We start from the raw sequence: 25,254 nt of genomic DNA, 5'->3' as shown, positions 1-25,254 counted from the left end.
GTTCGGCCCCGCCATGGGGCTTAGGGCTACTCGATCGTGAGGATGTCGATGAAGCCCGTCATCTCGAAGATCTCCATGATCTCGTCGTTCACGCCGGTGAGCGTGAGGCTCGTGCCGCGCGCGGCGCTCTGCTTCTGGGCGGCGAGCAGCACGCGCAGGCCCGCGGAGCTCACGTACTCGAGGCGGGAGAAGTCGAGCACCACGTCATGGGTGCCGTCGATGGCGGGAATCAGCTCCTCGTGCAGCTTCGGGCTCGTCGTGGTGTCGAGTCGCCCCTCGAGGGAAAACGTCAGGATACCGTCCTGTTCGGCGCGCGTAACGTTCATGTCTTCGGATCCTTTCGGTTGCGGCGCGGACGCGCCGTGAGCTCAAGTTCCCATTGTAGGCCACAGGGGACGGGTATGATGGGGCTGAAACGTTTTCGCATGAAAAGGGGGAGCCATGGATACACCGGTGCGGTTTCGCTTCGCCGAGCGCGAGGACACGCCGCTCGTGCTCGAATTCATCATCGAGCTTGCGCGCTATGAGAAGCTTGAAGACCAGGTGGTCGCCGATGTGGAGACGCTCGAGCGCGAGCTGTTCGACGAGGGCGGGGCGCAGGTTCTGATCGCCGAGGTCGATGGGCAGCCGGTCGGGTTCGCGCTGTTCTTCCACAACTTCTCGACGTTTCTGGGCAGGCGCGGCCTGTACCTCGAAGCCCTGTACGTGCGCCCCGCGTGGCGCGGCCGCGGGATCGGGCGCGCGCTGCTGGCGCGCCTGGCGCGCATCGCATGCGAGCGCGGGTGCGGCAGGCTCGAGTGGTGGTGCCTTGACTGGAACGAGTCGAGCATCGGGTTCTACCGGTCTTTGGGAGCCGAGGCCATGGACGAATGGACGGTCTATCGGATCGCGGGCGATACGCTCTGCCACCTCGCCCACGAGTCCGCCCCCGAGTAAGTGCAAACTAAAGGTACGTCCCCAATTTGCAAAAATGCAAATTGGGGACGTACCTTTAGTTTGCACTCGTGTGTCTACCAGGTGTTTGGGGAGAGGATGCCATGAAGATCACGGTACTGATGGAAAACGCCACGCCTTCGAGTCGGTTTGTGGCAAAGCACGGGCTGAGCCTGCTGTTGGAGGCCAACGGGGCGCGCGTGCTGTTCGATATGGGGCCCGACGGCAGCTTTCTCGACAACGCGCGGACGCTGGGCGTCGATGCCGTGCATGTCGACTGCGCCGTCATCTCGCACGGGCACTACGACCACGGAGGAGGTCTGCACGCGTATCTGGAAGCGAGCGAGGCCGCGCAGGTGGATGCGCCCATCTACGTGCGACGCGGTGCGTTCGCCGAGCACGTTTCGGGGACAGCCGATCACCATCACGATATCGGGCTCGACGCTTCGCTCGGCACGTGCCCGCGCCTGGTTCCGACCGATGATATGCGCCTGCTTGGACGCGGCATGATGCTGTTCTCGGGTGTCGAGGGCGCATGGCCGAGGCCCTCGTCGAACGGCCGGCTGCTCGAGCGGCGCGATGCGGGACTCGTGCCGGACCCCTTTGTCCACGAGCAGAGCTTGCTCGTCCATGAAGGCGATCGCTACCTGCTGATTTCGGGGTGCTCCCATGCGGGCATCTTGAACATCATGGACCGCGCCGAGGCGCTGGCGGGCGCGCCGATCGATACGGTGATCGCCGGCTTCCACCTTACGGCCCCGAGCGCGGGAGGCGTGCCGGATGCGTCGTCGGTGCGCGAGATGGCGCGCGAGCTTGCGCGCAGGCCGACGCGGTATGCGACGTTTCACTGCACGGGGCTCGATGCCTACAGCATCCTCCGCGATGAGCTGGGCGAGCGCATCCACTACCTCTACACCGGGTCGTCGGTCGAGCTATAGGGTGCGGTCGGCTGTCCGAGGCGGAGCCGGGCCATGCGCGCATCCCCAATCGCGGCTGATTCCGTGCATTCCGGCCGGGTGATACCGCCGGTGCTGCAGCCGAGGCCTTCCCGGGGAGGCGTCGGCCACATGCTGCAGCCCCGGGCGCGTTCCTCGGCCCGCACGCCTACATGATGCGGGTCGATTCGAGCGCGTGCTCGAGCTTCTCGTTCGCGCGGATGACCGGACGACGGGCGACGAGGCCCAGCAGCAGCGCGGGCACCAGGTACAGCGCGAGCAGTCCCAGCTCGATCCAAAAATCGGCGCCGTACATCCCGAACATGGCCGCCCTCATGGCCCCTTCGGCGTGCACGAACGGAAGCCAGGGGTAGATCGCTTGGAACGCCGCAGGCAGCATCTGGGGCGGGAACGTGCCGCCGGCGCCGGCGACCTGCAGGACCATGAGGACGACGGCGATCGCCTTGCCCGCATCGCCGAACGAGGTGGTGAGCGCGAAGATGATGTTGACGAACACAAGCGACGCGACGCACCCCGCAAACAGGAACAGGGCGGGATGGGCGCACTGGACGCCCAGATAGCACAGGTCGCCTCCGCAGATCAGAAGCGCCTGCGCGATGCCGGTCCCGGCGAACAGGGCGAGTCTGCCCAGATAGGACTGCGTGAGCGTGCAGCCGGTCTCGCGGAGGGCGGCCTCGCTGGGCGTCGCCTTCACGAGCGCGGCGAGCACGACGCCGCCGATCCAGATGGAGAGCGTCGTGTAGAACGGGGCCATCGCGGAACCGTTGTTCTCAACCGGGTACACGGCATGGCGCTCGACCGCGACGGGGGACGCGACGAACGCGCCGAGTTCGGCCGGCGAGGTCAAGAGGATGGAGCGCAGGCTGTCCATATCCGAGGATGCGAGGGCGTCCTCGATGCGCCCGGACAGCTGGTCGAGCGCGGATGCGCGGTCCTCGAGCTCGCCTGCCGCCGTATCGAGCGCCGTGCGGGCGTCGGCAAGCCCCGCGCCGGCGTCGCGCGCCGCGGCTCCTGCGGCGGACATGGTCGCAGAAAGGCTCTGCATCGTGGTGTCGACGCCGGCGACCGAGCTCTCGATGCTTGCGGCGACGTCGCTCAGCGTGCCGCGCAGCGAGTCGTTGTACGCGCCTTGCGCCGATGCGAGGCTCGCCCGGGCGTCGTCGACGAGCTGCGCGAGCTCGCTGCGCGCCACGTCGGCGTCGGTCAGGGAGCGCTCGATGTCCTGCGAGGTCTGCTGCAGGCCGCTCGACAGCTCCTCGAGCTCGGAGATCGCTTGCTGCACGCGCTCGTTTATGCCCTCGATGGTCACGCGGATCTCGTGGACGCGGCTGAATTCGACAGAGCCCACCTGGAAGCGGTCCTCGTAGCGTTTCACGAGCGTATCCTGCCCGTTCAGGCTGTCCGACAGCTTGCGCAGCGCATCGATGCGCGCCCGCACGCTCCCGTCGACCTCGCCGAGCGCCCCGGAGAGTTCGTTCGCCTGGCCGGAGGCGGTGTCGAAGGCCGCGTCGATGGCGGCGCCCACGTCGTCGAGACCCGAGGTGCTGCCGGCGAGCGCGCCGTCCACGGCGCCGACGGCGTCATCGATCGCGGCGTCCAGACCGCGCAGGCCGTCCGCGCTCTCGACGAGCGCATCCTCAAGCTCGCGGTTGGGGGCGCTCGCCGCGTCGAGCGTCACGACGCTGGTGTCGAGCAGCGCCTGCGAGGAGCCGGCGAGGGAGGAGAACGACCGGGCGATGCCGGCCGTCTCCCTGAGGGTCTGGGACGCGCCGCCGAGCGCTCCTTCGAGGTTGGCGGCGGCGCCGGCCAGCTGGTCGTCGTCCAAAAGACCGCTCAGCTCCTCGAGCGCGCCGGCGCCCACGTCGGTCACGGCCTCGGCGAACCCACTGTCGATGTCCTGCTGCACGGCGGCCGACGCCTTGTTCGTGACGATCTGGGCGATGGCGTTGGCCTTCTGGTTCTGATAGAACGGCACCTCGGCTTGGCGCGGATCGCTCGAAAGCCCGCTCAGCAGGCATGTCGAGAAGTCCTCCGGGATGATCACCGCGGCGTAGTAGGCGCCCGAGCGGACCCCCTCGATCGCCTCGTCATGCGTGGTGGGCGTGTAGCCGATCGACGTCGATTCGGTCAGCTCGGACACCACGCGGTCGCCGAGGTTGAGCTTGACAGGGACGAGCTCGCCCTCAAAGCCCGCATCGTCGTTGGCGACGGCGACCTTGAGGTTGCTTGTCTCGCCATAGGGGTCCCAGCTTCCGGCGATGTTGAACCATGCGTAGAACGAGGGGACCGTGATGATGCCGACCATGACGACGATGCTGATGGCGTTCGCGTAGGCGTGGCGCGCGTCGCGGCGGATGAATGCCCAGATGCGGTTCATGGAGCTTCACGACCTTTCCGAGTCGGAGGGGAAATGGCTGCCCGTGCCGGCGCGCCCATGCGCCGCTGCGTGCGCCGCCTCAACTGGTGCCGCCAGGCTGTGCAGGTACTCGATGACGATGAGGTAGGCGCACGAGCAGGCAAGCGAGACGATCCAGCAGATGAGCAGCGGGAGCTTCGCGGGCAGCACGAAAAGCGCGAGCAGCAGCACGGCGGGGACCCATCCGAGGGCGATGAGGCCGCGGTGCGCGAGGCGCGGGTAGGCCCGCTCGAATCTGCGGGCGCGGGCGGGATCGGCGAGCAGCACGCCCGCGCCGCCGAGATTCTCGGGCGCGCGGACTGCCTCGGTGGCGTCGGTGCGCTCGGCGATCATGAGGTCGGTTTGCGCCAGGCGCCGGTCGAACAGGGTGTTGATGCGCAGCAGCCGGCGTCGGGCACCGATGCCGACGATGAGCGCGGGTGCGCAGAACAACATGAGGACGGCGAGGTTCTGGACGTAGTACATGCCGTAGAAGCCGGCGACCGCCTCGCGCATGGCGTCGATGCCGTAGGTGAACGGCAGCCAGGGGTGCAGCGCTCGGAAGAACCCGGGCATCATTTCGATGGGGTAGGTGCCCGCCGCCCCCGGAATCTGCAGCACGACGAGCAGGACGCCGAGCGCCTTGCCGATATGCTTGAACGAGACGGCGAGCGCGTAGACGATGAGCACGTAGACGAGCGATGCGACCATGCCGGCGAACACGTACGCGACGGGCGAGACGCACTGGATTCCGAGGAGCACGTCGCCGGTGCAGCAGATGACCGCCTGGATTTGCCCGAGTGCGGCCAGAAGCAGCCAGCGTCCGAAGAACGCCTGGTAGGGGAGCACGGTCCCGATGCCCTCCGCGTCGACTTCGAGCTTGTAGATGGCGACCAGCACAAAGCCGCCGACCCACAGGGCGAGGTTCGTGTAGAACGGCGCCACGCCCGAGCCGTAGTTCTCGACCGGGAAGACCGCCTTGTCGACCATGGTCGCGGGCGACCCCATGAAGGAGCCGACGCGCGTGGGGTCGAGGTCGACGAGACGGGAGAGCTCGCTGGCCGCCTGCGCGCTGCCGAGCGCATCGAGGTCGTCGGCGAGGCCGCGCACCCGCGCGGACGTATCGCGGATGGTGCCGGACGTGTCGCGCGCGGTCGAGGCGGTCTGGTCGAGCAGCGTGTCGAGCTGGCCGAGCAGGGAGGAGGCCTGCTCGGTGAGTGGGCGGACGGATGCGAGCGCGCCGGACAGGCGGCCACCGGCGCTGGCGAACGCGTCGAGCGACGAGGTGAGCTCGGGCAGGGCGCCGCCGGAAAGCTGGGCCTGCAGGTCGGCGATGCGCTCGGTGCCGTCCTGCACGGCGCCCGCGACCGAGCCCGACAGGTCGCGCACGTCTCCTGCGGCCCGCTTGATGTCGTCGGAGATCTGCTGCAGGCGGTCGAGCTGGGCATTCTGTGCGTCGGAGAGCTCCACGAGCGCCTGGATCTGGACGTCGAGCTCCTTGACGATATCGGTCTGGATGGTCGTCTGCTCGCCGTCTTGCGGGGTGAGGGTCACGATGGTGGAGCGGACGGTCTCGAGCGAGGTCTTGAAGGTCTGGACCGTTCCGTCGAGCGCACGGATCCGCGCGATGGCGGCATCGACGGTGCTCTGTGCCCACGCGACGTCGCCGGCGAGCGCGCTCAGGTCGTAGGCGGAGGTCGAGGAGATGCGTGCGATGGTGCCCGTTCCGGTACCGAGGGCGTCCGAGAGCGTCGACGCCATCTCCCGCATGCCGCTCCGCGCGTCGCCCAGCGTGCCCAGCGAGGAGTCGAGGGTGCCGGCGAGCGCGTCGGAGGTGCCGGCGATTGAGACGAGCGAGGCGCGCGCGTCGGCGATTGCGTCGCGCGACGAGGACAGCGTGGCGTCGAGCCCGTCGATGTCGCGGGAGAGGCCGTCGAGGGAGCTCGCGGTGTCGCGCAGCGCGCTTGCGGCACCCGTCGTACCCCGGTCGATATCGGCGAGCGCGCCGGCTGCCGCCCCCTTGAGCTTTTCGGAGGCGACCTCGCCCACCACACGGACGAACTCGTTGGAGATCTGGTCCTCGAGGGTGGTCGCCCCGGTGTCGGTGACCTTGGGCGCGATGGCGTTTTCCTTCTCGTTGACGTAGTAGGCGATATGCGCCGGCTGCGCGTTCCCGTCGAGCACGCCCGCGAGCGTGGACGTGAAGTCGCGCGGGATGATGAAGGCGGCATAGGCATCTCCTGCCCGCACCTTGTCCGTCGCCTCCTCCTCGGTGTCCACGAACGTCCATCCGAGCTGGTCGTTTTCCTCCAAGCGCTCGCGCACCATCTCGCCCGCGTTCGTGGGTCCGCGGTCGGGGATGTCCGCGCCCGCGTCCTCGATCACGACCGCTACGGGCACGGTGCTCGTGTTCTCGTAGGGGTCCCAGTTGGCCAGGATGTTGATCCACGCGTACAGCGACGGGATGATGCATACGCCGAGGGCGATGACGACGGCGGCGGGGTTGCGCACGATGCGTTTGAGGTCGCGCGCGAAGATGCGAAAGACGGTTCTCATGGGTTCTCCTCGGCATCGCCTGGGCGATGCCCTCGACAGCACACTGCAGATACCCGTTTTCTTACCATGATTCCAATATTTTTGAGAAAAATTCAAAAAACTTAAGAGATGATACAATTTCGAGTGACCGAGGGAGATCACCGCGTCCGTCTCGGATGGCTCCGCGTTTTCCCCGATGAGGGCTTCGGCAGAGGGTGCAGGCATGAAGAAACAAGTCGAGAAGCGCGACGCTGCGGGAGCGGCCGGCGCCCAGGCGCGGACGCGCAAGAGCGCGGCGACGCGCGAGCGCATCATGGCGGCGGCGACCGAGCTCATGCTCGAGCACGGGGGCACCGGCTTTCAGATCGGTGAGGTGTCGGAGCGCTGCGGCATGTCCAAGGGGTCGCTGTACTATTACTTCGCCGACAAGGGCGCGCTCGTGCAGGCGATCTTCGACCGCTCGATGGACGGGCTCGTCGCCGACGTCGAGGCCGCGGTGGCGCACGCCCCGTCGGCGAGCGCGTCGATTTTGGGCTTGGTCGAGGCGGTGGCGCGCGCGGTCCGCCCGGGCAGCGCGCTCACGTTGGCGCTCGCCCATGGCATCTGGGACGTGGAGCACGAGGTCCTGCCGCACATCAAGGAGCATCTCGACCGCATCATCGCCGTGCTGGAGGCCCAGCTGGAGCGCGCCAAGGGGGAGGGGATCGTGCGCCCGGGTGCCAACAGCCACCTGGTGGCGGTCGCCATCATCGGCGCCTTCGCGATCACGGAGTACGCGGGCGAGGTCGTCGACGAAAACGACGATCCCGAGGCCTTCGTCCACGGTGTGCTCGACGTCGTCTTCCACGGCATCGGCGCGGACGGGCAGCACTGAGCTGCTCATTAGATGGTTATTGGTTTATAAGGTGGTAAGGTGAAAGCTTATGAAACGTTGTCTTTTAATTGCATTACTACCGCTCATAGCATTTGCTTTTATCGTGCTATCCAATAGGTTCCTTCCAAGTACTCGGATTGGATGCTACCCGATAACCATCGGCTGACGAGGGCAACCACCGCTAAAAGTCGTGACAGGTTGGGGAGTAAAGCAGCTTTCGCAATACAGCTCGCCATCAACAGCGGAAAGCATGGCAAAGGCTCTATAGCTTGCATGTTCATCGTCAATCGAGCGCGTCGAACGTCCGTTTTTGCGTCGAGTGCCCCGCGCGTGGCACGGTAAGATGTATTCACGTTCGCGATGGAGAGGGGGTCCCATGGCAGATATCGAGCGGGTGTACCGACAGATCGCGCAGATTGCCGAGAAGGAGGGCGCGCAGCGGGTCATCTTGTTTGGATCCCGCGCGCGAGGGACCAATCTGCCCAAAAGCGACATCGATATCGCCGTCGAGGGCTGTCCCCATCCAGAAGCGTTCGAGGATGCCGTGCAAAACGACCTCTGGTCGTTGCTCATGGTGGACGTCGTCAATCTCGATGAGACGGTTTCGCCTGCTCTGCGCGCAGAGATCGAGCGGGACGGAAGGGTGCTGTATGAAAAAGCTCGATAACTACCGCTCGGCGCTCAGGGTGCTCGAGCAGGCTCCTCTCCAGGATCGGACCAATGAGTTTGTGCAAAGCGGCATCATCGGCAAGTTTTCCCTTCAGTTCGAGTTCGGCTGGAAGCTGCTCAAGGCACTGCTGGTATACGAAGGGGATCAGGTCTCGGCGTCGGGCTCTCCCCGGGAGATCATCAAGCGTGCGTTTCGGTATTTCGACGGCATGGATGAAGAGGCATGGCTCTCCATGCTACGCGACCGAAACGACATGACACACATCTACGATGCGGTGCGCGCCTCAGCGCTCGTGGAGCGCATCGTTGATGACTACATCCCCGTTTTCCAGCGGCTTGAGGCATTCGTGCTCGAGCGCTATGCATCGGGCGAGCTCGACGAGCTGGCCTGAGGGGGCGTCTTCGCAGTTGCGCTGACGGTGCCGGATCATTGGCAGGTGCCGATTTTTATCGACGCCACCGAGGGCATGCCCAGAAGATGTACCCAGATAACGGGCCCAGAACTGGCAGAGAAGAGCTCAAAGGAGGCTCTCACTGCAAGTTCTGGGCCCACGTGGCGGGTGTTCAACACTTCGTGCCGCCGGGGCGCCGGCACCCTGCTATCCCTCGCGCACGGTGAAAAGATAGCCCACCGTGCCCGCATCGAAGGTCGCCTCAAAGAAGTACCGGTATCCGGGCTCGATCGTGAACACATATGCCCCATCAGACGCAGTGACTTGCACGTCCTCTCCGGGAAGGTTGATCGAGTTGGGGTCTGTAGCGCCCGCGATATCCGCTTCGCTCCAGCGGGTGACGCGGAGGTCGGAGGCGGGCACGTCAAAGGACACGGTGGCGTCGGTCGGACCGTCAACCTGCGCGTCGATAAGGTCGTCCGCCTTGGCCTGAACCGGGTCGGCAACGTCCGCCGTCACGGTCACTCCCTCGCCGTTCTCCTCGTAGCTCCAGGTGTAGCCGTTGGTTTGCGGCATGAGCGAGACGACGGCCTGCTCGGTCCGGTACTCGACGGTCGCCTGCGCCGGCTCGGCGGGGTCGCGCTCCACGTTCAGCTCGGAGATCATGTCCGCGTACGGCTCGAGGTTTTCGGGTGCACCCTCGTCGACGATCTCGACGTCGGTGATGCCGGGGTATTGGCCCGGATAGCTCTCCAACATGATGCCGTTGCCGGTGACGCGCACGACGTTGCCGCTGGCGAGTGCGTCCGCGGAGGTCTCGTTGCCGTCCGCATCGACGATGCGCGCGGTGTCGAGGCCCGGGTAGTAGGGCGATTCGGTGTCCCGGTCGATGAACAGGACGCTGCCGTTGTCGAGAACGACGGCCAGCGCGGTGCTGCTAAACGATTGGGCCACGTTATCACTTCCTCGGTCGATCGACGTGCTCCCCTCGGTCGGGAGCGACGGTTGGGCGGAGCAGCCCGCGGTAAGGGCAAGGCTGGCTGCAAGCGAGGCCGTGGCGAACAGGGTGAGGCACGGATGCGTCTTCATGGCCGGTCTCCTCTCAGTCGGGGCACATCGTATCATGCCCGTCGTCTCTTGTCTGCCGAGGAAGGAGTCGAGGGCGGATATGCCCGCCTCGAGGCGCTCCTGGTGATGTTGCATATGGTTGCCGGGCCCCATGACGATGCCGACGCCGCATCCATATTCGTGGCAGAGTTCCGCGCAGCGCTCCATGCGGGCCTGTACGCGCCGCATGATCGGGGCGCCCGAGCGCGGCTCCTTCTTGCCGAGCGAGAAGTACGCGTAGCGGCCCGCACCGTCGAAGGGGTGCCGCTCGAGGTCCTCAACCAGCCCTTCATACCACAGCGAGCCGGAGAGGCTCGCGCAGGCGACGAGGCACGCGTCGCGGCAAAACGCGTGGAAGGCGAACAGCCCGCCAAGGGAGTAGCCGCAGATGGCGAGCGCGCGGGGCCGGATGCCATGGCGCCGCTCGAGGGCGGGGACGACGGAATCGAGCAGCTCGCGGAGCGTGCGGTCGCCGTGCCCTCCGAACGGGGCGTCGCCATCGCGCAGGCCCGGTGCCGGCCACGGGGTGAGGTTGTCGCCCCATGCCGCGATCGGAATGCGCGCGACCGAGGCGCGCCTGCCTTGCGCGGCCTCGGTGATGCCGAAGGGATGCTCCGGCAGGTCGATGACGCAGATGAGGGGAGCGGTCGGCCCTTCGGCCCCTTGGAACACCTCGCATGTCTCAAGATCGATGCAGTCCATGATGTACACCTCCTCATCCAGTATACGAGGCACCCGGTCGTTTCGTTCCCGGCCCAAAAAGCACCAGCCCCTGCCCTTCGTGTGCGACAATGGTGAGCGCAGAAATCGGTTGGAGGAGGCGTGCATGAAGCAGGCGGTGGTGGGGCTTTTGGCCCATGTCGATGCGGGCAAGACGACCCTTGCCGAGGCGATGCTGTTCGCCGCGGGCGCCATCCGCACGCGTGGGCGCGTCGACCACGGCGACGCCCATCTGGACACCGACGCCATGGAGCGCGAGCGCGGCATCACGATCTTCTCCAAGCAGGCGCACTTCGACCACGACGGCACGCACTACATGCTGCTCGACGCGCCGGGCCACGTCGATTTCTCCGCCGAGGCGGAGCGCACACTGCAGGCGCTCGACTACGCGATTCTCGTCATCGGGGCAAACGACGGCGTGCAGGGCCATACCGAGACCATGTGGGATCTGCTGGAGCGCTACGGCGTGCCCACGGTCCTCTTCGTGAACAAGATCGACCTGGCCACGGCCGACACCGCGGCGCTCATGCATCAGGTGCGCACCCGGCTTTCGGCTTCGTGTCTGGACGGGGTCGCGCTCGCCTGCGCGGCGGGGGCGCGCGTGCCGGAGGGCTGCGCGACGGACCCGGGCGCTCTGGAAGATGCCGCGGCGACCGACGAGGCGGCGCTCGACGAATACCTCGAGACCGAAACCCTGGCGCGCACGACGGTGCGCCGTCTGGTGTCGGAGCGGCGCGTGTTTCCCGTGCTGTTCGGCTCCGCGCTCAAGGGCGAAGGCGTCGAGGAGCTGCTGTGCTGCCTCGATGCGCTGGTCGACGAGCGGGCCTGGCCCGACGAGTTCGCTGCGCGCGTGTACAAGGTGAGCCGTTCTCCCCGCGGCGAGCGGCTCGCATGGCTCAAGGTGACCGGCGGGACGCTGCGCGCCAAGATGTTCGTATCGGGCACCGAGCGCGGCGAGGCGTGGGAGGAGAAGATCGACCAGGTCCGCATCTACCAGGCCGAAACGTTCCAGACGGTCACCGAGGTCCCCGCCGGCCAGATCTGCGCGGTCACGGGACTCACGCACGTGGTCCCCGGCAGCGCGCTGGGCGCCGAGCCCGCGGGCATGGCGCCGCAGCTCGCACCGGTCCTGTCCTATCAGGTGCTTCCCGGATCCAACGACGTGCACACCGTCGTGCGCGCCCTGCGCGAGCTCGCCGACGAGGATCCGCTGCTGGGCGTGTCGTGGCAGGAGCACCTGCAGGAAGCGCATGTGCAGCTGATGGGCGCGGTCCAGCGCGAGGTCATCCAGCAGACGCTCTCCGAGCGTTTCGGGCTGGATGTCGAGTTCGGCCCGGGAGGCATCTTATATAAAGAGACCGTGACCGCGCCGGTCGAGGGCATTGGCCACTACGAGCCGCTGCGCCATTATGCCGAGGCGCACCTGCTGATCGAGTCGCTGCCGCGCGGCGCAGGCATCGAGGTAGGCACGAGGTGCTCGGAAGACGACCTCGACCGCAACTGGCAGCGCCTCATCCTCACGCATGTGCTGGAACGCGAGCATCTGGGGGTGCTCACCGGCTCGCCGATCGCCGACGTGCGCATCACGCTGCTCGCCGGCCGCGCGCACGCCAAGCATACCGAGGGCGGTGACTTCCGGCAGGCGACGTATCGCGCCATCCGGCACGCGCTGATGTGCGCACGGGAGCAGGGCGCCTGCATGCTGCTGGAGCCGTGGTATCGGTTCCGCCTGACGGTACCTGCCGACAAGGTGGGCCGCGCGCTCGCCGACGTGCAGCGCATGGGCGCCGAGTTCGATGCGCCGGAGATCGCGGGCGACACCGCGCAGCTTGTCGGCACGGTGCCCGCGTCCGAGATGCGCGAGTACGCGCTCGAAGTGAGCGGCTATACGGGCGGCATGGGACGCCTGGCGCTCGAATACGCAGGGTACCGGGCGTGCCATGATGCCGAGCGCGTGATCGAGGAGGCTGCCTACGATCCGGAGGCCGATCTGCCCAACACGCCCGACTCGGTGTTCTGCAGCCATGGCGCGGGATACACGGTCAAGTGGTTCGATGTGGCCGAGCACGCGCATGTCGAGGTGGATCCCGCGCGCCTGCGCCCCTGGCGCAAGGCGGACGCGGCGTTCTTCTCGCGCGGGTAGCGGGGGAGGCGGCGCGGGCTGTCGGCTGGTCTGTCGGGCGCGCTGGCCTGCCCGGATTTTGGCATGTATAAAGCGCTGATAAACCCGCAGGTAGCGAGCATTCTCATGCATAAAAATCAGGCCGAAGTAAAACCCATCAAGGACATAGGTTGAGTTTGGTGCGATTTTTGAGTGCCTTTTCACCCTATGCGCCGTACCCCTCGACAAAACCGCAGGATTCAACTGGGCTTTTGTCGAGAGGTATGGCGCATGTGGACAGAAGGCACTCAAAAATCGCACCAAACTCGTATACATGGTTTTTGGGCTGGACACCATGGCAGATGCTCGACGGATCTCATGCCGGCGATCGATACGGACTGAATCAACGATCGTTTCCCGAGGCGAGTGCACCCAGCTGAAAGACGCGGAGCTTTCGCAGGCGCCCCACCGCCCACTCCAGCCAACTAAAACATTTCCAGCACTTTTCCAAACCGTTAACGGACGGTTCGATGCTTTACTTAACCAGAGTGCTGGTTTATACCATTATCCACGGAGGGTGAGATATCTAGGAGGTACGGAAGATGGCAACCGAATCGAATCGTATGCCCATGATGGGCCGCAGGCAGTTTATCGGCAGCGCCCTTGCGGTGAGCGCCCTGACCGCGCTTGCCGGATGCAGCGGCGGCACCGGGTCCACGAGCGGGTCTGCGCCGACCGGCGATACGGGCAGCGCCTCGTCGGGCGACAACGTCATGAGCATCTACACGAGCGAGCCTGCGTTCATCGATCCGTACAACGCAAAGGAAGTCCAGGGCACCATGGTCGTGCTCGCGTGCTTCGACACGCTCGTCTCCTGGGACTGGGACACCAACACCGCGGTGCCCCTGGCCGCAGCCGAGCTTCCATCGCTTTCGGACGACAAGCTCACCTACACGTTCAAGCTGCGCGAGGGTATGACCTTCCACAACGGCGATCCCGTCGACGCCGCCTCGTTCAAGCGCGCATGGGAGCGCCTGGCCGACCCCACGATGTCCACGCCGTCCGATATCGGCTACCACCTGCAGCCGGTCGCGGGCTATCAGGACATGGTCGACGGCAACGCGACCGAGATGAGCGGCCTTGCCTGCCCCGACGACCTCACCTTCGAGGTGACGCTCACCGCGCCCATGGCTGACTTCCTGGCCGTCTGCTGCCACCCGGGCCTCTCGCCTGTGCCGCAGGCCGCCATCGACGACCCGGCGACCTTCCTCGAGCAGCCGATCGGCAACGGCCCGTTCATGCTCGACGAGCCCTGGCAGCACAACCAGTACATCTCCTGCTCCCGTTTCGAGGACTACTACGGCGACGCGCCCAAGCTCGACGGCGTGTACTTCGCCATCCACAGCCAGCCCGACACGGCGTTCAACGAGTTCGAAGCCGGCTCGCTCGATTTCGCCCAGATTCCGTCCGGCCGCATTCAGCAGACGATCGACGCGTACGGTCAATCGGATGACGGCTACACGGTCGAGCCGGGCAAGCAGGTGCTCGTGGGCAGCCAGGTCTCCACGTACTTCATCGCCCTCAACACGCAGGACGACCTGCTTTCTAACGTGGACCTGCGCCGCGCCGTGTCGCTCGCGATTAACCGCCAGAACATCGTCGACACGCTGTTCGAGGGGACGCGCGAGGTGGCCGACACCATCTTCCCGCGCGCCATCGACTCCGACGACGAGGACATCTGGCAGTACTGCACCTACGCTCCCGAGCAGGCCGCCCAGCTGCTCGACGCGGCCGGCTATCCGGCGGCCGACGACGGCAGCCGCGGGCTCACGCTCACGCTGAGCTACGACAGCGGGCGCGGCCACGAGGATATCATGAGCTCCATCCAGGCGGACCTCGAGGCCGTGGGCATCACGGTCACCCAGGACACGGCAGAGTGGGCGGTGCACCTCACCAAGATGAGCGAGGGCTCGTTCCAGATGGCGCGCAGCGGTTGGACGGCGGACTATCCGACCATGGACAACTTCCTGTACCCCAACTTCTACAGCACCGCGGCCGACAACTACCCGCACTACAACAACCCCGAGGTCGACGCGGCGATCGATGCCGCGCGCCAGATCGAGGACGAGGACGAGCGCAAGGCCGCTTATCGCAAGGTCTGCCATATGATCGGCGAGGACATGCCGCTCGTGCCGATCATGTACTACGCGCATAACTACGTGGGCTCCGAGCGCGTCCAGTCGTTCTACTACGACGCGCAGCAGCATCCCGACTTCAGGAATGCCGAGCTGGCGTAAGCGATTCGCCTTTCTCGTGCCGTCCCGCGATCCCGCCATCCTCCTTGTATCGTTGCGGACGGCGTCATGAACCTGCCCCTGGCCACCTTTCTCCAACGGCCAGGGGCATCGCTGTATCGAGTGGTCGGGCTCCTCCCCGATGGCGGACCCGATGGCGGGTATCGGAAAAACGAGGGACGGGTGCCATGGGCCTGCCGTTTGCCAGGGAGGCGGCAGGCGCATAGCACCCGTCCCGATTTGCTCGGCGGTCAGCCTACTTGAGCATCCAGATGAAGCTCCAGCTCGGTATGTCGACGGTGGTGACCTCGGCGGTCGTGCCGCTCATCAGGTCGGTGTAGGTCGCCGTCTCCGGCATCCAGACCGTCTTCGCGTCGTCGCTGAAGTTGAAGACCGCGTGCAGCTCGCGTCCGCTGGCGCGGCGCACGATCCACAGGATCGAGGTGTCGCTGTAGTCCTTGGTGCAGACCTCGGCCTCGGCACCGAAGATCGCCTCGGTGCGGCGGATATCCTCGAGCTGCGCGAGCGCGCTGAAGATGCGCTGCTGGATCGTGCCGGGCTTCTCGATGTTTTCCGTCAGCCCCCAGTCGAACGCGCCGCGATGGATGTAGCGGGAGTCGGCGGCCTTCTCGGGATCCTCCTTGTAGGAGTAGTCGTTCACCTGGCCGATCTCGTCGCCGCTGTAGATGATGGGCAGGCCGGACTGGGTGAACATGTAGGCGTGCAGCATGATGTCCTTGCGGATGGCCACGTCCATGGCCGCCTCGTCGCCCTCGAAGCCCGCCGCCTCGATACCGCACATGGACGCGGTGGTGCCGCAGAAGCGCGCGTCGCCCGTCACGGGGTCGGCGTTGTACAGCTCGCCGCGCGAGACGCTGCCGGGCGCGATGCCGCAGAAGTAGTCATTCAGGAACTGCTTGTGCGGCACCTCGGCCATGCCCCATGCGGACAGCGTGCCGTAGTCGAGGCCCCAGCCGATGTCGTCATGGCAGCGCAGGTAGTTCAGGAACGTGTACTCGCGCGGCAGGCCGAAGACGGCGTCGAGCTGGGAGCGCAGCAGGCGCGTGTCGCGGCAGGCCACGGTGTTCCAGGTCGTCGCCATGGTGGTGACGTTGTAGAGCATGTGGCATTCGGGCTTCTCGACCGTGCCGAAGTACGGCACGACCTCGACCGGCGCCATGACGACCTCTCCCAAAAGCACGATGCCCGGGCAGACGATCTCGCCGATCATGCGCATCATGCGCACGATGGTGTGGACCTGCTTGAGGTTGCGGCAGTTGGTGCCGAGCTGCTTCCAGATGTAGGGCACCGCGTCGATGCGGATGATGTCCATGCCCTGGTTCGCCAGGAACAGGAAGTTGTACATCATCTCGTTGAACACGCGCGGGTTGCGGTAGTTGAGGTCCCACTGGTAGGGGTAGAACTGCGTCATGACGCACTGGTCGAGCTCGGGCAGGTAGGTGAAGTGGCCGGGCGCGGTGGTGGGGAAGACCTGCGGGACGTCGCGGGTGTAGCGGTCGATGATGCCCTGGTCCTTCACGAAGAAGTAGCGGCTCATGTACTCGCCCTCGCCGGCGCGGGCGCGGCGGGCCCACTCGTGGTCCTCGGAGGTGTGGTTCATGACGAAGTCCATACACAGGCTGATGCCGCGCGCATGGCATTCGTCGGCGAGGTGGGCGAGGTCGTCCATGGTGCCGAGCTCGGGCTTCACGCGGCGGAAGTCGGAGACCGCGTATCCTCCGTCGGAGCGGCTCTTGTCCGCCGGCGTGTCGAGGAACGGCATCAGGTGGAGGTAGTTGACGTTGCACTGCTGGACGTAGTCGAGCTTCTCCTCGACGCCCTTGATGGTGCCGGCGAAGTTGTCGATGTACATCTGCATGCCGAGCATGTCGCTCGCGCGATACCAGGCGCCGGCAGCCTCGCGCTGGGCGTCGAGCTCCTTGAGCTTGGCGCCGCGCTCGTCGAAGAAGCGCTTCATCTGGTCGCAGAGCTCGGCGAACATGTCGCCGTTGTCGTAGAGCTCCATGTAGAGCCAGCGCAGCTCGTCGTGATGGCGGGCGAGGCGCTCGGCGAAGATTTTGTCCGCGGCCTCCTTCTGGGCCTTGGTCATGCGGGCGCCCGCCGGCTTTGCGGCTGCGGGGGATGTGGTCTTGGGCGCGGTCTTCTTCGCGGCGGCCTTCGGCTTGGGTGCGGCCTTGGCCTTGGGCGTCGCGGCGGTCGGCTTCTTGGCCGTTGATGCCGCGGAGCCGGCCCGTGCCGCCGTCTTCCTGGTCGCGGCGGTCTTCGTACCGGCCGCCTTGGACGTCGCCTTCTTCGCGGCCGACGGCTCCTTGCCCGCGGCGCTCGCGGAGCCGGATGCGGCGCGGGTGGCCGTCCTTTTCGCGGCGGGCTTGGCCTTCGGGGCTGCGGGGGTGTCGGTTACGACGGTTTCCTGCGATGCGGCAGGTTTAGGAGTCTCTGCCATGTGACGTGTTCCTTTCGCGGCGAAGCATGGGAAAATGAACGGGACAATTGTATGCTCTCGCGCGTCACCCGCATGCCGGACCGATGCAAATTAGCTCGATGAGCTGCAAGGATGTATATTTTCAACGGCATCCAGCAGGCATGAGGGAACATTATGTGTAATCGGTTTCACATATGGGCGAACCGTATCCGGCAGGACGGCGGGACGGGACGCGGCGAGGCGGAAAGGGGTTTCGCATGGCTATCGAGAAGGTCGCAATCGTCGGCAGGGGAGCGGTCGGGCTTCTGCACGGCACGGTCATCGCCGAGCATCTCGGCTGCGACGCCGTCGAGTTCGTGATGGATGACGAGCGCTTTGCGCGCAAGGGCGCCGACGCCGTCATGGTCAACGGGTCGCCCTGCCCGATCCGGACGATCCCGGCGAGCGCGGCGGTGCCGGTCGACCTGGTCATCCTGGCCGTCAAGGGGCCGGGGCTCGCGGGCGCCCTCGACACCATGGAGCCGCTGGTGGGCCCCGACACCAAGATCATGTCGCTGCTCAACGGCGTGATGAGCGAGGAGCGCGTGGCGGAGCGCTATGGCTGGCAGCGGACCGTGATCTCCATCACGCAGGGGATGGACGCCGTGTTCATCGGGGGAGAGCTCACGTTCTCGCATCCAGGCGAGATCCGCTTCGGCGCCGCCCCGGGCACCGAGCCGGGCGTGGTCGAGGACATCGACGGGTTCTTGGACCGCGCGGGCATTGTGCACGCGGTCGAGGAGGACATCCGCCACCGGATCTGGACGAAGCTCATGCTCAACGTGGGCGTGAACCAGACCTGCATGGTGTACGGCGGGACCTATGGCTCGGTGTGCGATGAGGACGGCGAGCAGTACCGCAGCCTGGTCGCCGCCATGCGCGAGGCGCGCGTCGTGGCGCGTGCCGAGGGCGTCGCGGTGACGGAGGACGACCTGACCCAGATGGTCGAACTGCTCCGGACCCTCGATCCGGAAGGCATGCCCTCCATGGCGCAGGACCGCATCAACAGGAAGCCGACGGAGGTCGAGGAGTTCTCGGGCACGATCATCCGCCTAGCCGAGCGCCACGGCGTGCTCGTGCCGCAGAACCGGTGGCTGTACGCCCAGATTCGCGCCATCGAGGCCGCCTGGTAAGCTCGGTCGGCTGCAGGAGGGGGTTCGTTGGGGACGGGTTCATTTCAACCCATGGCGGCGCTCCGCGCGCCGCCATGGGTTGAAATGAACCCGTCCCCAACGAACCCCCTGCCGGCTCACACCCGCATGCTCTGGTCGCGCACCGATATGAAGAGCTCCTGGCGCTGGTCGGCGCCCCCGCGGAACACGCCGGCCTCGATGGGGCAGTCGGAGAAGTCGCGCCCGTGCGCGAGCTCGATATAGTCGTCGTCGACGTCGCGGTCGTTGGTGGGGTCGATGCCGCGCCAGCGGGACCCGTCGTGCACCTCCACCCAGGCGTGTGTGGCCCCGTCGCCCACGATGAGGCCGTTGACGTAGCGGGCCGCCGCGCCCAGCGACCGCAGCGCAGCGATCAGGATGTGCGCGTAGTCCTGGCAGACCCCTCGACGCTGGGCGAACGCCTCGGAGGCGCTGGTGGTGGTGAACGTCGACCCCGGTTCGTAGGACATGGCAGCATGCAGCGCGCCCGAGATGCGCCGCACGCAGCCCCACAGGTCGCCCGCCACATCCGCTGAGTCCCGCCCGGCCGCGTCGCGCGCGAAGGCCGCGATGCCCTCGTCGCAGGCGGCGAGGACAGACGGCCGCCGGTACATGGGGTGCGCGTGCTCGCAGGGCTGGTCGGCGCGGTCGACCAGTACCCGACCGGCGGACAGAAACGAGAACTCGTCGTGCTCCGCCGCGATCCTCCCGGCGAGCACGGCGTTTCCGAACCCGTCGGTAAGCTCGAGCAGCCGCGTGTCGGGTGTCACCACGGTCTGGGTGCTCAAGACCGTCTGGCCGCCCGCGCTTTTCGGGCGGCACCGCAGCAGGAAGTCGTGCTCGCGCACGGGCTCGCTCAGATGGAGGGCGGTCTCGAACGAATAGCTGAGGATGCGCATACGCCTCACCCCGTCCTATGCGAAGATGCCGTTCGCGCACGCGATCATGCGCTCGAGGCCCTTGTCATCGACATTCTGGGGAAACGCCGGGTCGAAGGTCTGCGCCGCCAGCTCCTTGACCGCCTGGCGGCTGTAGGAGGCCCCGGTGCGGTCCAGCCTGCTGGCCAGGCGGTCGACCTCGTGCGGAATGCCGTCCAGCCGGTAGCGCAGGCGCGCGCACAGGTCGATGCGCTCTACGGTCATGCCGCATTTCACCAGGCAGCGCGCCGCGTCGTCCACCACGAAGTCGTCGATGCACCCCTTGAAGGCCATGATGTTGTCCTGGACCAGCTGCAGGTCGAGCAGGGGGCTGTCCGACGCGCTCGATGCCTCCAGCGCGTTGACCGCCATCTGGATGTAGCCGAGGCTCTCGGTTCCCAGCGCGTCGCGGCAGGCGATGGCGTTGTCGTAGGCGGCGTCCATGGAGCGCGCCACCGACGAGGGGTTGTCGCGGTTGAACAGGCACCGCTGGAAGAACTCCAGCGGCGTCTCGGTCTCGCAGTTGAATCCCAGGTCGACGAGCTGCCCTTTCCAGTCCCCGTCGATATCGTCGAGCGCCCGGTCCGCGACGCGGTCGTAGGCGGTCAGGATGAATCGCTGCGTGGTGAAGGCGCGTTCCAGGTAGCGCCCCAGCCACAGCAGGTGGTCTATGCGGTTCAGCGAGAGAGTACCCATGTGTCCTTGAAGCCTCCTCCTTGGCTTGAGTTGACGATGGCCGAGCCCTCCTGCCGCGCGTAGCGCGTGAGGCCGCTGGCCCAGACGGTGGTGGTGGGGCCGCTCAGCACGAAGGCGCGCAGGTCCGCCTTGCGGGGCACGACCTCGCCGCCGATGTAGGTGGGCAGGCAGGTGAAGTCGACCACCTCCTGCGCGATGAAGCGGCGCGGCTCTGAGCGGATGGCGCGCTTCATCGCCTCGAGCTCGTCGGCATCCAGGGTGGATCCGAAGACGACCCCGTAGCCTCCCGCCTCGGCGACGTCCTTGATGACGAGCGAGTCCGCATGGTCCAGCACGTAGGCCATGTCGTCGGGATAGAACGGCAGGTAGGTGGGAGCGTTTTGCAGGATGGGCCGCTCGCCCAGGTAATACTCGACCATCTTGGGGACGAAGTAGTACAGGCCCTTGTCGTCGGCCGCGCCGTTGCCCGGGGCGTTGACGATCGCCACGGACCCTGCGCGGTAGGCCGCCATGAGGTTGGGGACGCCGATGAGGCTGTCGGGGCGGAAGCACAGCGGGTCCAGGAACTCGTCGGACAGACGGCGGTACACGGCACCCACCCGGCGCATCGCCGCGGCGTCGCGGTAGTACAGCCTGCCGTCCTCGCAGAACAGCTCGTCGGGGGTCGCCAGCAGCGCATCGGCCTGCTCGGCCAGGTAGGCGTGCTCGAAGTACGCGGCGTTGTAGCGTCCCGGGGTCAGCACCACGTTGATGCCGCCGCGGTTCACGTGGTCCATGACCTCCTTCAGCCTGCGCCCGTAATCGCGGTTGTCCACCACGGGCACGCGCCGGAACGTGGTGTCGTCGCAGCGGCGGCACAGGCTGCGGGCGATGAGCGGGTAGGAGGCGCCCGACGGGATGCGCAGGTTGTCCTCGAGCACGTACCAGCTGCCATCGGTCCCCTCCACCAGGTCGATGCCCGAGATGTGGCTGTAGATGCCGCACGGGGGCGTCACGCCCTCGCATTGGGGGAGGTATCCCGAGCTCGCGAACGCGAAGTCCTCGGGCACCACGCCCTCGCGCACGATCTCCTTTGCGCCGTAGATGTCGCGCAGGTACGCGTTCAGGGCGTCCACGCGCTGGGCGAGGCCGCGCTCGAGCGTGGCCCAGGTGCGCGCGTCGATGATGCGCGGGATCGCGTCGAAGGGGAAGAGCCGCTCGTTGAAGGTCCCGTCTTTATAGATGCCGAACTTCACGCCGTAGCGCGCGAGCTGCTGGTTGATCTTGGGCGTGTGGGGGACGAGCCCGGTGTAGGGGGCGACGTCCGTGCGGCCGGCGGGGTCGTGTGCATCCATGGGGTCCTCTTCCGTAGCAAACCTGTCGAGCGGTCCGTCCGCTCGATTCCGAGTATCGGTGTCGTTTATTTCCGGAAGAAGAACGGGGCCGAGGTGGTCCAACGCGTTGCGATCCTGTTGCCATTCGGAAAACTGCGGGCCGGTGCGGGTGCAAATTCGGGGACGTACCTTCCGCGTGCATTTTTGCAAACTGGGGACGTACCTTCGGGGTGCATTTATGCAAATTCGGGGACACCCCTTCGGCGGTCCGTCGCCCCGCTATTGCTCCGAGCTCACGTAGCTCTCGTCGATGGTGATCTTGGCGACGGTGCGCGGGTAGTGGTCGCTTACGATCTGCTTCACGCGGCGGCGCAGCTGCTCCTCGGAGAGTTCGAGGTCGGCGGGGCGCACGCAGTCGAAGATCACGTTGGTGTGCGTGGGCCCGGGGACCGTGCGCAGGTCGTGGATGGTGATGCGCGGGTCGATGATCTTGACGGCCTGGTCGATCCAGTTGCGCATGTCGGTGACGGCGGGGTCGTCGGTCACGATGGGATCGTAGTGCAGCGTCACGATGAGGCCGTCGTCGTTCTTGAAGTCCTGCTCGATGTTGTCGATCAGATCGTGGCTCTCCATGGGGTCCGCCTCCACGGGCATCTCCACGTGCGCGCTCGCGAACTGGCGGCCGGGGCCGTAGTCGTGCACCATGAGGTCGTGGGTGCCGAGCACGCCGGGATAGCTCATGATCTTGGCGCGGATGTGCTCCACGAGCTCAGGCGAGGGCGCTTCGCCCAGCAGCGGGTTCACCGTGTCGCGCACAAGGCCGATGCCGCTCCAGATGATGAAGACGCCCACCGCGGCGCCCACGATGCCGTCGAGCTGGATGTCCGCATAATGCGCCACCACGGAGGAGAGCAGGACCGCCGCGGTCGAGATGACGTCGTTGCGCGAGTCCACGGCGGTCGCCTGCAGCGTCTCGGAGTCGATGCGGCGCCCGATGGAGCGGTTGAAAGCTGCCATCCACAGCTTGACGACGATGGAGAGCAGCAGGATGACCACGAGCACGCCGTTGAACTCGACCGGCGTGGGATGGACGATCTTGTCGACGGAGGAGCCGACCAGGTTGATGCCGATGGCGAGCACGAGCGCGGCGACCACGAGCCCGGCCAGGTACTCGTAGCGGCCGTGGCCATAGGGGTGCTCGGGGTCGGCGGGCCGGCTTGCGAGCTTGAAGCCCAGCAGGCTCACGATGTTGCTCGCCGCGTCGGACAGGTTGTTCACGGCGTCGGCGACGATGGAGACCGAGCCCGCGACAATGCCGATGGCGCCTTTCGCCACGCACAGGGCTACGTTGCACACGATGCCGACAATGCCCGCGAACTGGCCGTAGCTCGTGCGCACGGCGGCGTCGCCCGTGTTGTCGCAATCGCGCACAAAGCGGCGTACCAGCCAATCGATCATGATGCCGACCCCTTCCATCGTCCATACGAGACGACCCCGCCGGTCGGGCGGGGTCGTATAACAAATAGCAAATTGTAGAGCTTCGCGGGGCGAGATGCCAGCCGAACCCTTCCCGGGGGTACAAATTCGGGGACGTACCTTGAGCGTGCATTTTTGCAAATCGGGGACACCCCTTCGGTATGCACCGCATCCGGCACGGTTGCCGCGCGGGCCGTCCAGCGGGCACGTTCTTCATGAAAAAGTGCGACGCTCTTTTTCGCCTACCTGCGGAAACGTCGATTCGGGTCCCCTGCGTTCATGAAAAAGCGCCCAGCGCGCATCGGGGACGCCTCTTCCGCAGGCGCTTTTGCACGCGGAAGGTACGTCCCCAAATTTGCAAAAGTGCACGCGGAAGGTACGTCCCCCGATTTGCATTCTTAGCTGTCTAAGGAGTAGTAGCGGCCGAAGGCGTCTGCCGCGAGGATCGCGTCGCACACCATGTCCGGGGTGGCGGCGACGGGAAGGTTCCCCATGGTTTCGGTCGGCGCGCACGCGCTCTCGGCGACCGCCATGATGCGATCGCGGGAGATGTCCTCGACGCCCAGGTCCTCGAGCGTCACGGGCAGGCCGACCTCGAGGCAGAAGCCGAGCACGCGTTCGAGCATCTCGGTCGGGGCGTTTTCCAGCACGAGCTGCACGAGCGTGCCGAAGGCGACCTTCTCGCCATGCATCGCGTGGCCGGTCTCCGGCAGCAGGCCCATGCTGTTGCTGACGGCGTGCGCCGCCGCCAGGCCGCAGCCCTCGAAGCCGATGCCCGAAAGCAAGGTGTTCACCTCGATGACGCGCTCGACGGCCGGCGTGCAGCAGCCCGCCTCGAGCGCGACCTTGGCCTTCACGCCGTCCTCCATCAGGGTGTCGAAGCACAGGCGGGCGCAGGCGAGCGCGGTGCCCGTCGCCTTGCCGCCCGCGCAGGTGTTGGCATCGGAGTTGACGCAGGCCTTCGCCTCGAAGTACGTGGCGAGGGCGTCCCCCATGCCCGCGACGATGAGGCGCACGGGCGCGCCGGCGATCACCGTCGTGTCCATGAGCACGACGTCGGGGTTCGCCGGCAGGTACAGGTAGCGGTCGAGCGCGCCCGTATCGGAGTAGATGACCGACAGCGCGCTGCACGGCGCATCGGAGGACGCGGCGGTCGGGCAGACGACGACCGGCGCGCCGAGATAGTAGGCGACAGCCTTGGCGGTATCGAGCACCTTGCCGCCGCCGATGCCCGCCACGACGTCGCAGCCCGCCTCGCGCGCGACCGCGCAGAGCCGCTCGATCTCGCGCTCGGTGCATTCGCCTTCGAACCGCTCGAAGACGATCTCGGCGTCGACGTCGGCGAAGCCGCGCTCGATTTTGGCGCCCAAGCGCTCGATGCCGGTCGCCGTGGCGATGGCGAGCAGCTTGGATCCGAGCGGGGCCGCATGCGCGCCGAGCTCGCACAGGGCGTCGGGTCCTTGGATGTACTTGCCGGGGCTGGTATAGATGCGAGTCATGGATGCTCCCCTTATCTTTGAGAGGTTGATGCCACCTATTGTAGGGAAACACCGATCAAGGCGTTCGCTTGACGAGCCTGAGACGCCCGTGGAGGCGGGATTGCATATTCCTGGCTCGATACTGCATAAAAATCTGCTCATAATAAAACCCATAAGGGGCATAGGTTGAGTTTGTCATTGTTTTTCGGTGCCCTTTCTGCACATACGCCGCACCCTCCGGCATTTCCCCAGTTGAATCCTGCGGAAATGCAAACGGGTGCGGCGCATGTGGCGCGAGGGCACCGAAAAACAATGACAAACTCGTATTCACTCCTCCGAGAGGGTCCGGTCGGGCACGCGACCAGCCCCACGCCGCGCACCCGCAGGCGACAGACGACCGGCCGCCCGCCCCCGCGCGGGGCTCCCGCCCAACATCTAGGTCAAGACCCCAACTTGCGCCATTCTCGTGTTCGACATCGAACGCGTTGTGGATTCTTCGTTGGGCCGGCGCCCCACGCCAAAAAGGACAACCGCAGCTCACGCGCTCAGGCGCATTTTCGGACCCTCCCGTCTCTTCAGCAAAAGTTAAATGACTCGAAAAAAGCACATTGCGGCTGACCTGCCAAAACACAATATGTAGTAGGGGGTGCCCAGAAGTTCCCCTGTATGTTGTAAGGATGGATGACGTATAGTTGGTATCCGGCGCTGCTTGCCTCCTGCCTCGCGGGGGTGTCCCAGACTCGGCGGCACCGTTTTGCGGGGCGG

Annotated in this window: 18 protein-coding genes; 8 read left to right on the top strand and 10 right to left on the bottom strand. The window is 66.2% G+C overall.

From position 1 onward, the window contains the following. Window positions 1-26: 26 nt before the first annotated feature. A complete protein-coding gene (locus tag B5F74_RS02880; RefSeq protein ID WP_087199869.1) occupies window positions 27-326 on the bottom strand; it encodes an STAS domain-containing protein in 300 nt (99 codons plus the stop codon). Window positions 327-441: 115 nt separating this feature from the next. Here B5F74_RS02880 and B5F74_RS02875 point away from each other — a divergent pair, with 115 nt between their 5' ends. After that, window positions 442-936 (top strand): GNAT family N-acetyltransferase, encoded by a 495-nt coding sequence (locus B5F74_RS02875; RefSeq protein WP_087199867.1) that lies wholly within the window; start codon window positions 442-444, stop codon window positions 934-936. Window positions 937-1,037: 101 nt separating this feature from the next. Next, on the top strand, window positions 1,038-1,871 hold the full coding sequence (locus B5F74_RS02870) for an MBL fold metallo-hydrolase (protein WP_087199865.1): 834 nt from the start codon (window positions 1,038-1,040) through the stop codon (window positions 1,869-1,871). 166 nt (window positions 1,872-2,037) lie between these two features. Here the strand turns inward: B5F74_RS02870 and B5F74_RS02865 are convergent, their stop codons facing one another. Beyond that, on the bottom strand, window positions 2,038-4,266 hold the full coding sequence (locus tag B5F74_RS02865) for a YhgE/Pip domain-containing protein (protein WP_087199863.1): 2,229 nt from the start codon (window positions 4,264-4,266) through the stop codon (window positions 2,038-2,040). Between the two features lie 6 nt (window positions 4,267-4,272). Next, window positions 4,273-6,840 (bottom strand): YhgE/Pip domain-containing protein, encoded by a 2,568-nt coding sequence (locus tag B5F74_RS02860; protein WP_158095676.1) that lies wholly within the window; start codon window positions 6,838-6,840, stop codon window positions 4,273-4,275. A gap of 202 nt (window positions 6,841-7,042) precedes the next feature. On the opposite strand from B5F74_RS02860, the gene B5F74_RS02855 reads away from it, so the two are divergent. The 3 genes from B5F74_RS02855 (at window position 7,043) to B5F74_RS02845 (ending at window position 8,754) form a co-directional block, all read left to right on the top strand. Next, window positions 7,043-7,693, top strand: a complete 651-nt coding sequence (locus tag B5F74_RS02855; RefSeq protein ID WP_158095675.1) for a TetR/AcrR family transcriptional regulator — start codon at window positions 7,043-7,045, stop codon at window positions 7,691-7,693. 376 nt (window positions 7,694-8,069) lie between these two features. Next, the gene (locus B5F74_RS02850; RefSeq protein ID WP_087199857.1) at window positions 8,070-8,360 is read left to right on the top strand and encodes a nucleotidyltransferase domain-containing protein; all 291 of its coding nucleotides are present in this window, start codon (window positions 8,070-8,072) and stop codon (window positions 8,358-8,360) included. Continuing rightward, window positions 8,344-8,754, top strand: coding sequence for an HI0074 family nucleotidyltransferase substrate-binding subunit (locus B5F74_RS02845; RefSeq protein WP_087199855.1), 411 nt, complete (start codon window positions 8,344-8,346; stop codon window positions 8,752-8,754). The genes B5F74_RS02850 and B5F74_RS02845 overlap by 17 nt, the downstream gene beginning before the upstream one ends. Window positions 8,755-8,961: 207 nt before the next feature. Here B5F74_RS02845 and B5F74_RS12500 read toward each other — a convergent pair whose 3' ends face one another. Beyond that, complete coding sequence (locus B5F74_RS12500; protein WP_204212403.1) at window positions 8,962-10,563, bottom strand: hypothetical protein; 1,602 nt, start codon at window positions 10,561-10,563, stop codon at window positions 8,962-8,964. A 124-nt stretch (window positions 10,564-10,687) separates the two neighbouring features. On the opposite strand from B5F74_RS12500, the gene B5F74_RS02835 reads away from it, so the two are divergent. Beyond that, window positions 10,688-12,724: a TetM/TetW/TetO/TetS family tetracycline resistance ribosomal protection protein gene (locus B5F74_RS02835; RefSeq protein ID WP_087199853.1), complete on the top strand. Its 2,037-nt coding sequence runs from the start codon at window positions 10,688-10,690 to the stop codon at window positions 12,722-12,724. A gap of 560 nt (window positions 12,725-13,284) precedes the next feature. After that, window positions 13,285-14,979: an ABC transporter substrate-binding protein gene (locus tag B5F74_RS02830; protein ID WP_087199851.1), complete on the top strand. Its 1,695-nt coding sequence runs from the start codon at window positions 13,285-13,287 to the stop codon at window positions 14,977-14,979. Window positions 14,980-15,232: 253 nt separating this feature from the next. Here the strand turns inward: B5F74_RS02830 and B5F74_RS02825 are convergent, their stop codons facing one another. After that, window positions 15,233-17,440, bottom strand: coding sequence for an alpha-amylase family protein (locus tag B5F74_RS02825; protein WP_239283327.1), 2,208 nt, complete (start codon window positions 17,438-17,440; stop codon window positions 15,233-15,235). Between the two features lie 236 nt (window positions 17,441-17,676). Between B5F74_RS02825 and B5F74_RS02820 the strand changes: the two genes are divergently transcribed. Continuing rightward, entirely contained in the window at window positions 17,677-18,591 is a 915-nt protein-coding gene (locus B5F74_RS02820; protein WP_087199850.1) for a ketopantoate reductase family protein, read from the top strand. Window positions 18,592-18,707: 116 nt separating this feature from the next. On the opposite strand, the gene B5F74_RS02815 is transcribed toward B5F74_RS02820, so the two are convergent. The 5 genes from B5F74_RS02815 to B5F74_RS02795 all read right to left on the bottom strand — a co-directional run bounded on the left by B5F74_RS02815 (window position 18,708) and on the right by B5F74_RS02795 (window position 24,510). Beyond that, window positions 18,708-19,508 carry a transglutaminase family protein gene (locus B5F74_RS02815; protein ID WP_087199848.1) on the bottom strand — a complete coding sequence of 267 codons (801 nt, stop codon included), beginning with the start codon at window positions 19,506-19,508 and terminating at the stop codon, window positions 18,708-18,710. A 15-nt stretch (window positions 19,509-19,523) separates the two neighbouring features. Then, a complete protein-coding gene (locus B5F74_RS02810) occupies window positions 19,524-20,222 on the bottom strand; it encodes an alpha-E domain-containing protein (RefSeq protein ID WP_066834254.1) in 699 nt (232 codons plus the stop codon). Then, entirely contained in the window at window positions 20,204-21,556 is a 1,353-nt protein-coding gene (locus B5F74_RS02805; protein ID WP_087199846.1) for a circularly permuted type 2 ATP-grasp protein, read from the bottom strand. Before B5F74_RS02805 ends, B5F74_RS02810 begins: the two co-directional genes overlap by 19 nt. Window positions 21,557-21,814: 258 nt before the next feature. Continuing rightward, window positions 21,815-22,993 (bottom strand): cation diffusion facilitator family transporter, encoded by a 1,179-nt coding sequence (locus B5F74_RS02800; protein WP_066834258.1) that lies wholly within the window; start codon window positions 22,991-22,993, stop codon window positions 21,815-21,817. A 416-nt stretch (window positions 22,994-23,409) separates the two neighbouring features. Next, a complete protein-coding gene (locus B5F74_RS02795; RefSeq protein ID WP_087199845.1) occupies window positions 23,410-24,510 on the bottom strand; it encodes a glycerol dehydrogenase in 1,101 nt (366 codons plus the stop codon). Window positions 24,511-25,254: the final 744 nt, after the last annotated feature.

Origin of the sequence: Collinsella sp. An271, assembly GCF_002159695.1 — a bacterium.
Classification (GTDB): Bacteria; Actinomycetota; Coriobacteriia; order Coriobacteriales; family Coriobacteriaceae; genus Collinsella; species Collinsella ihumii.
The sequence above is the reverse complement of the archived record's forward strand: the minus strand, read 5'-3'. Positions and strand labels throughout refer to the sequence as shown.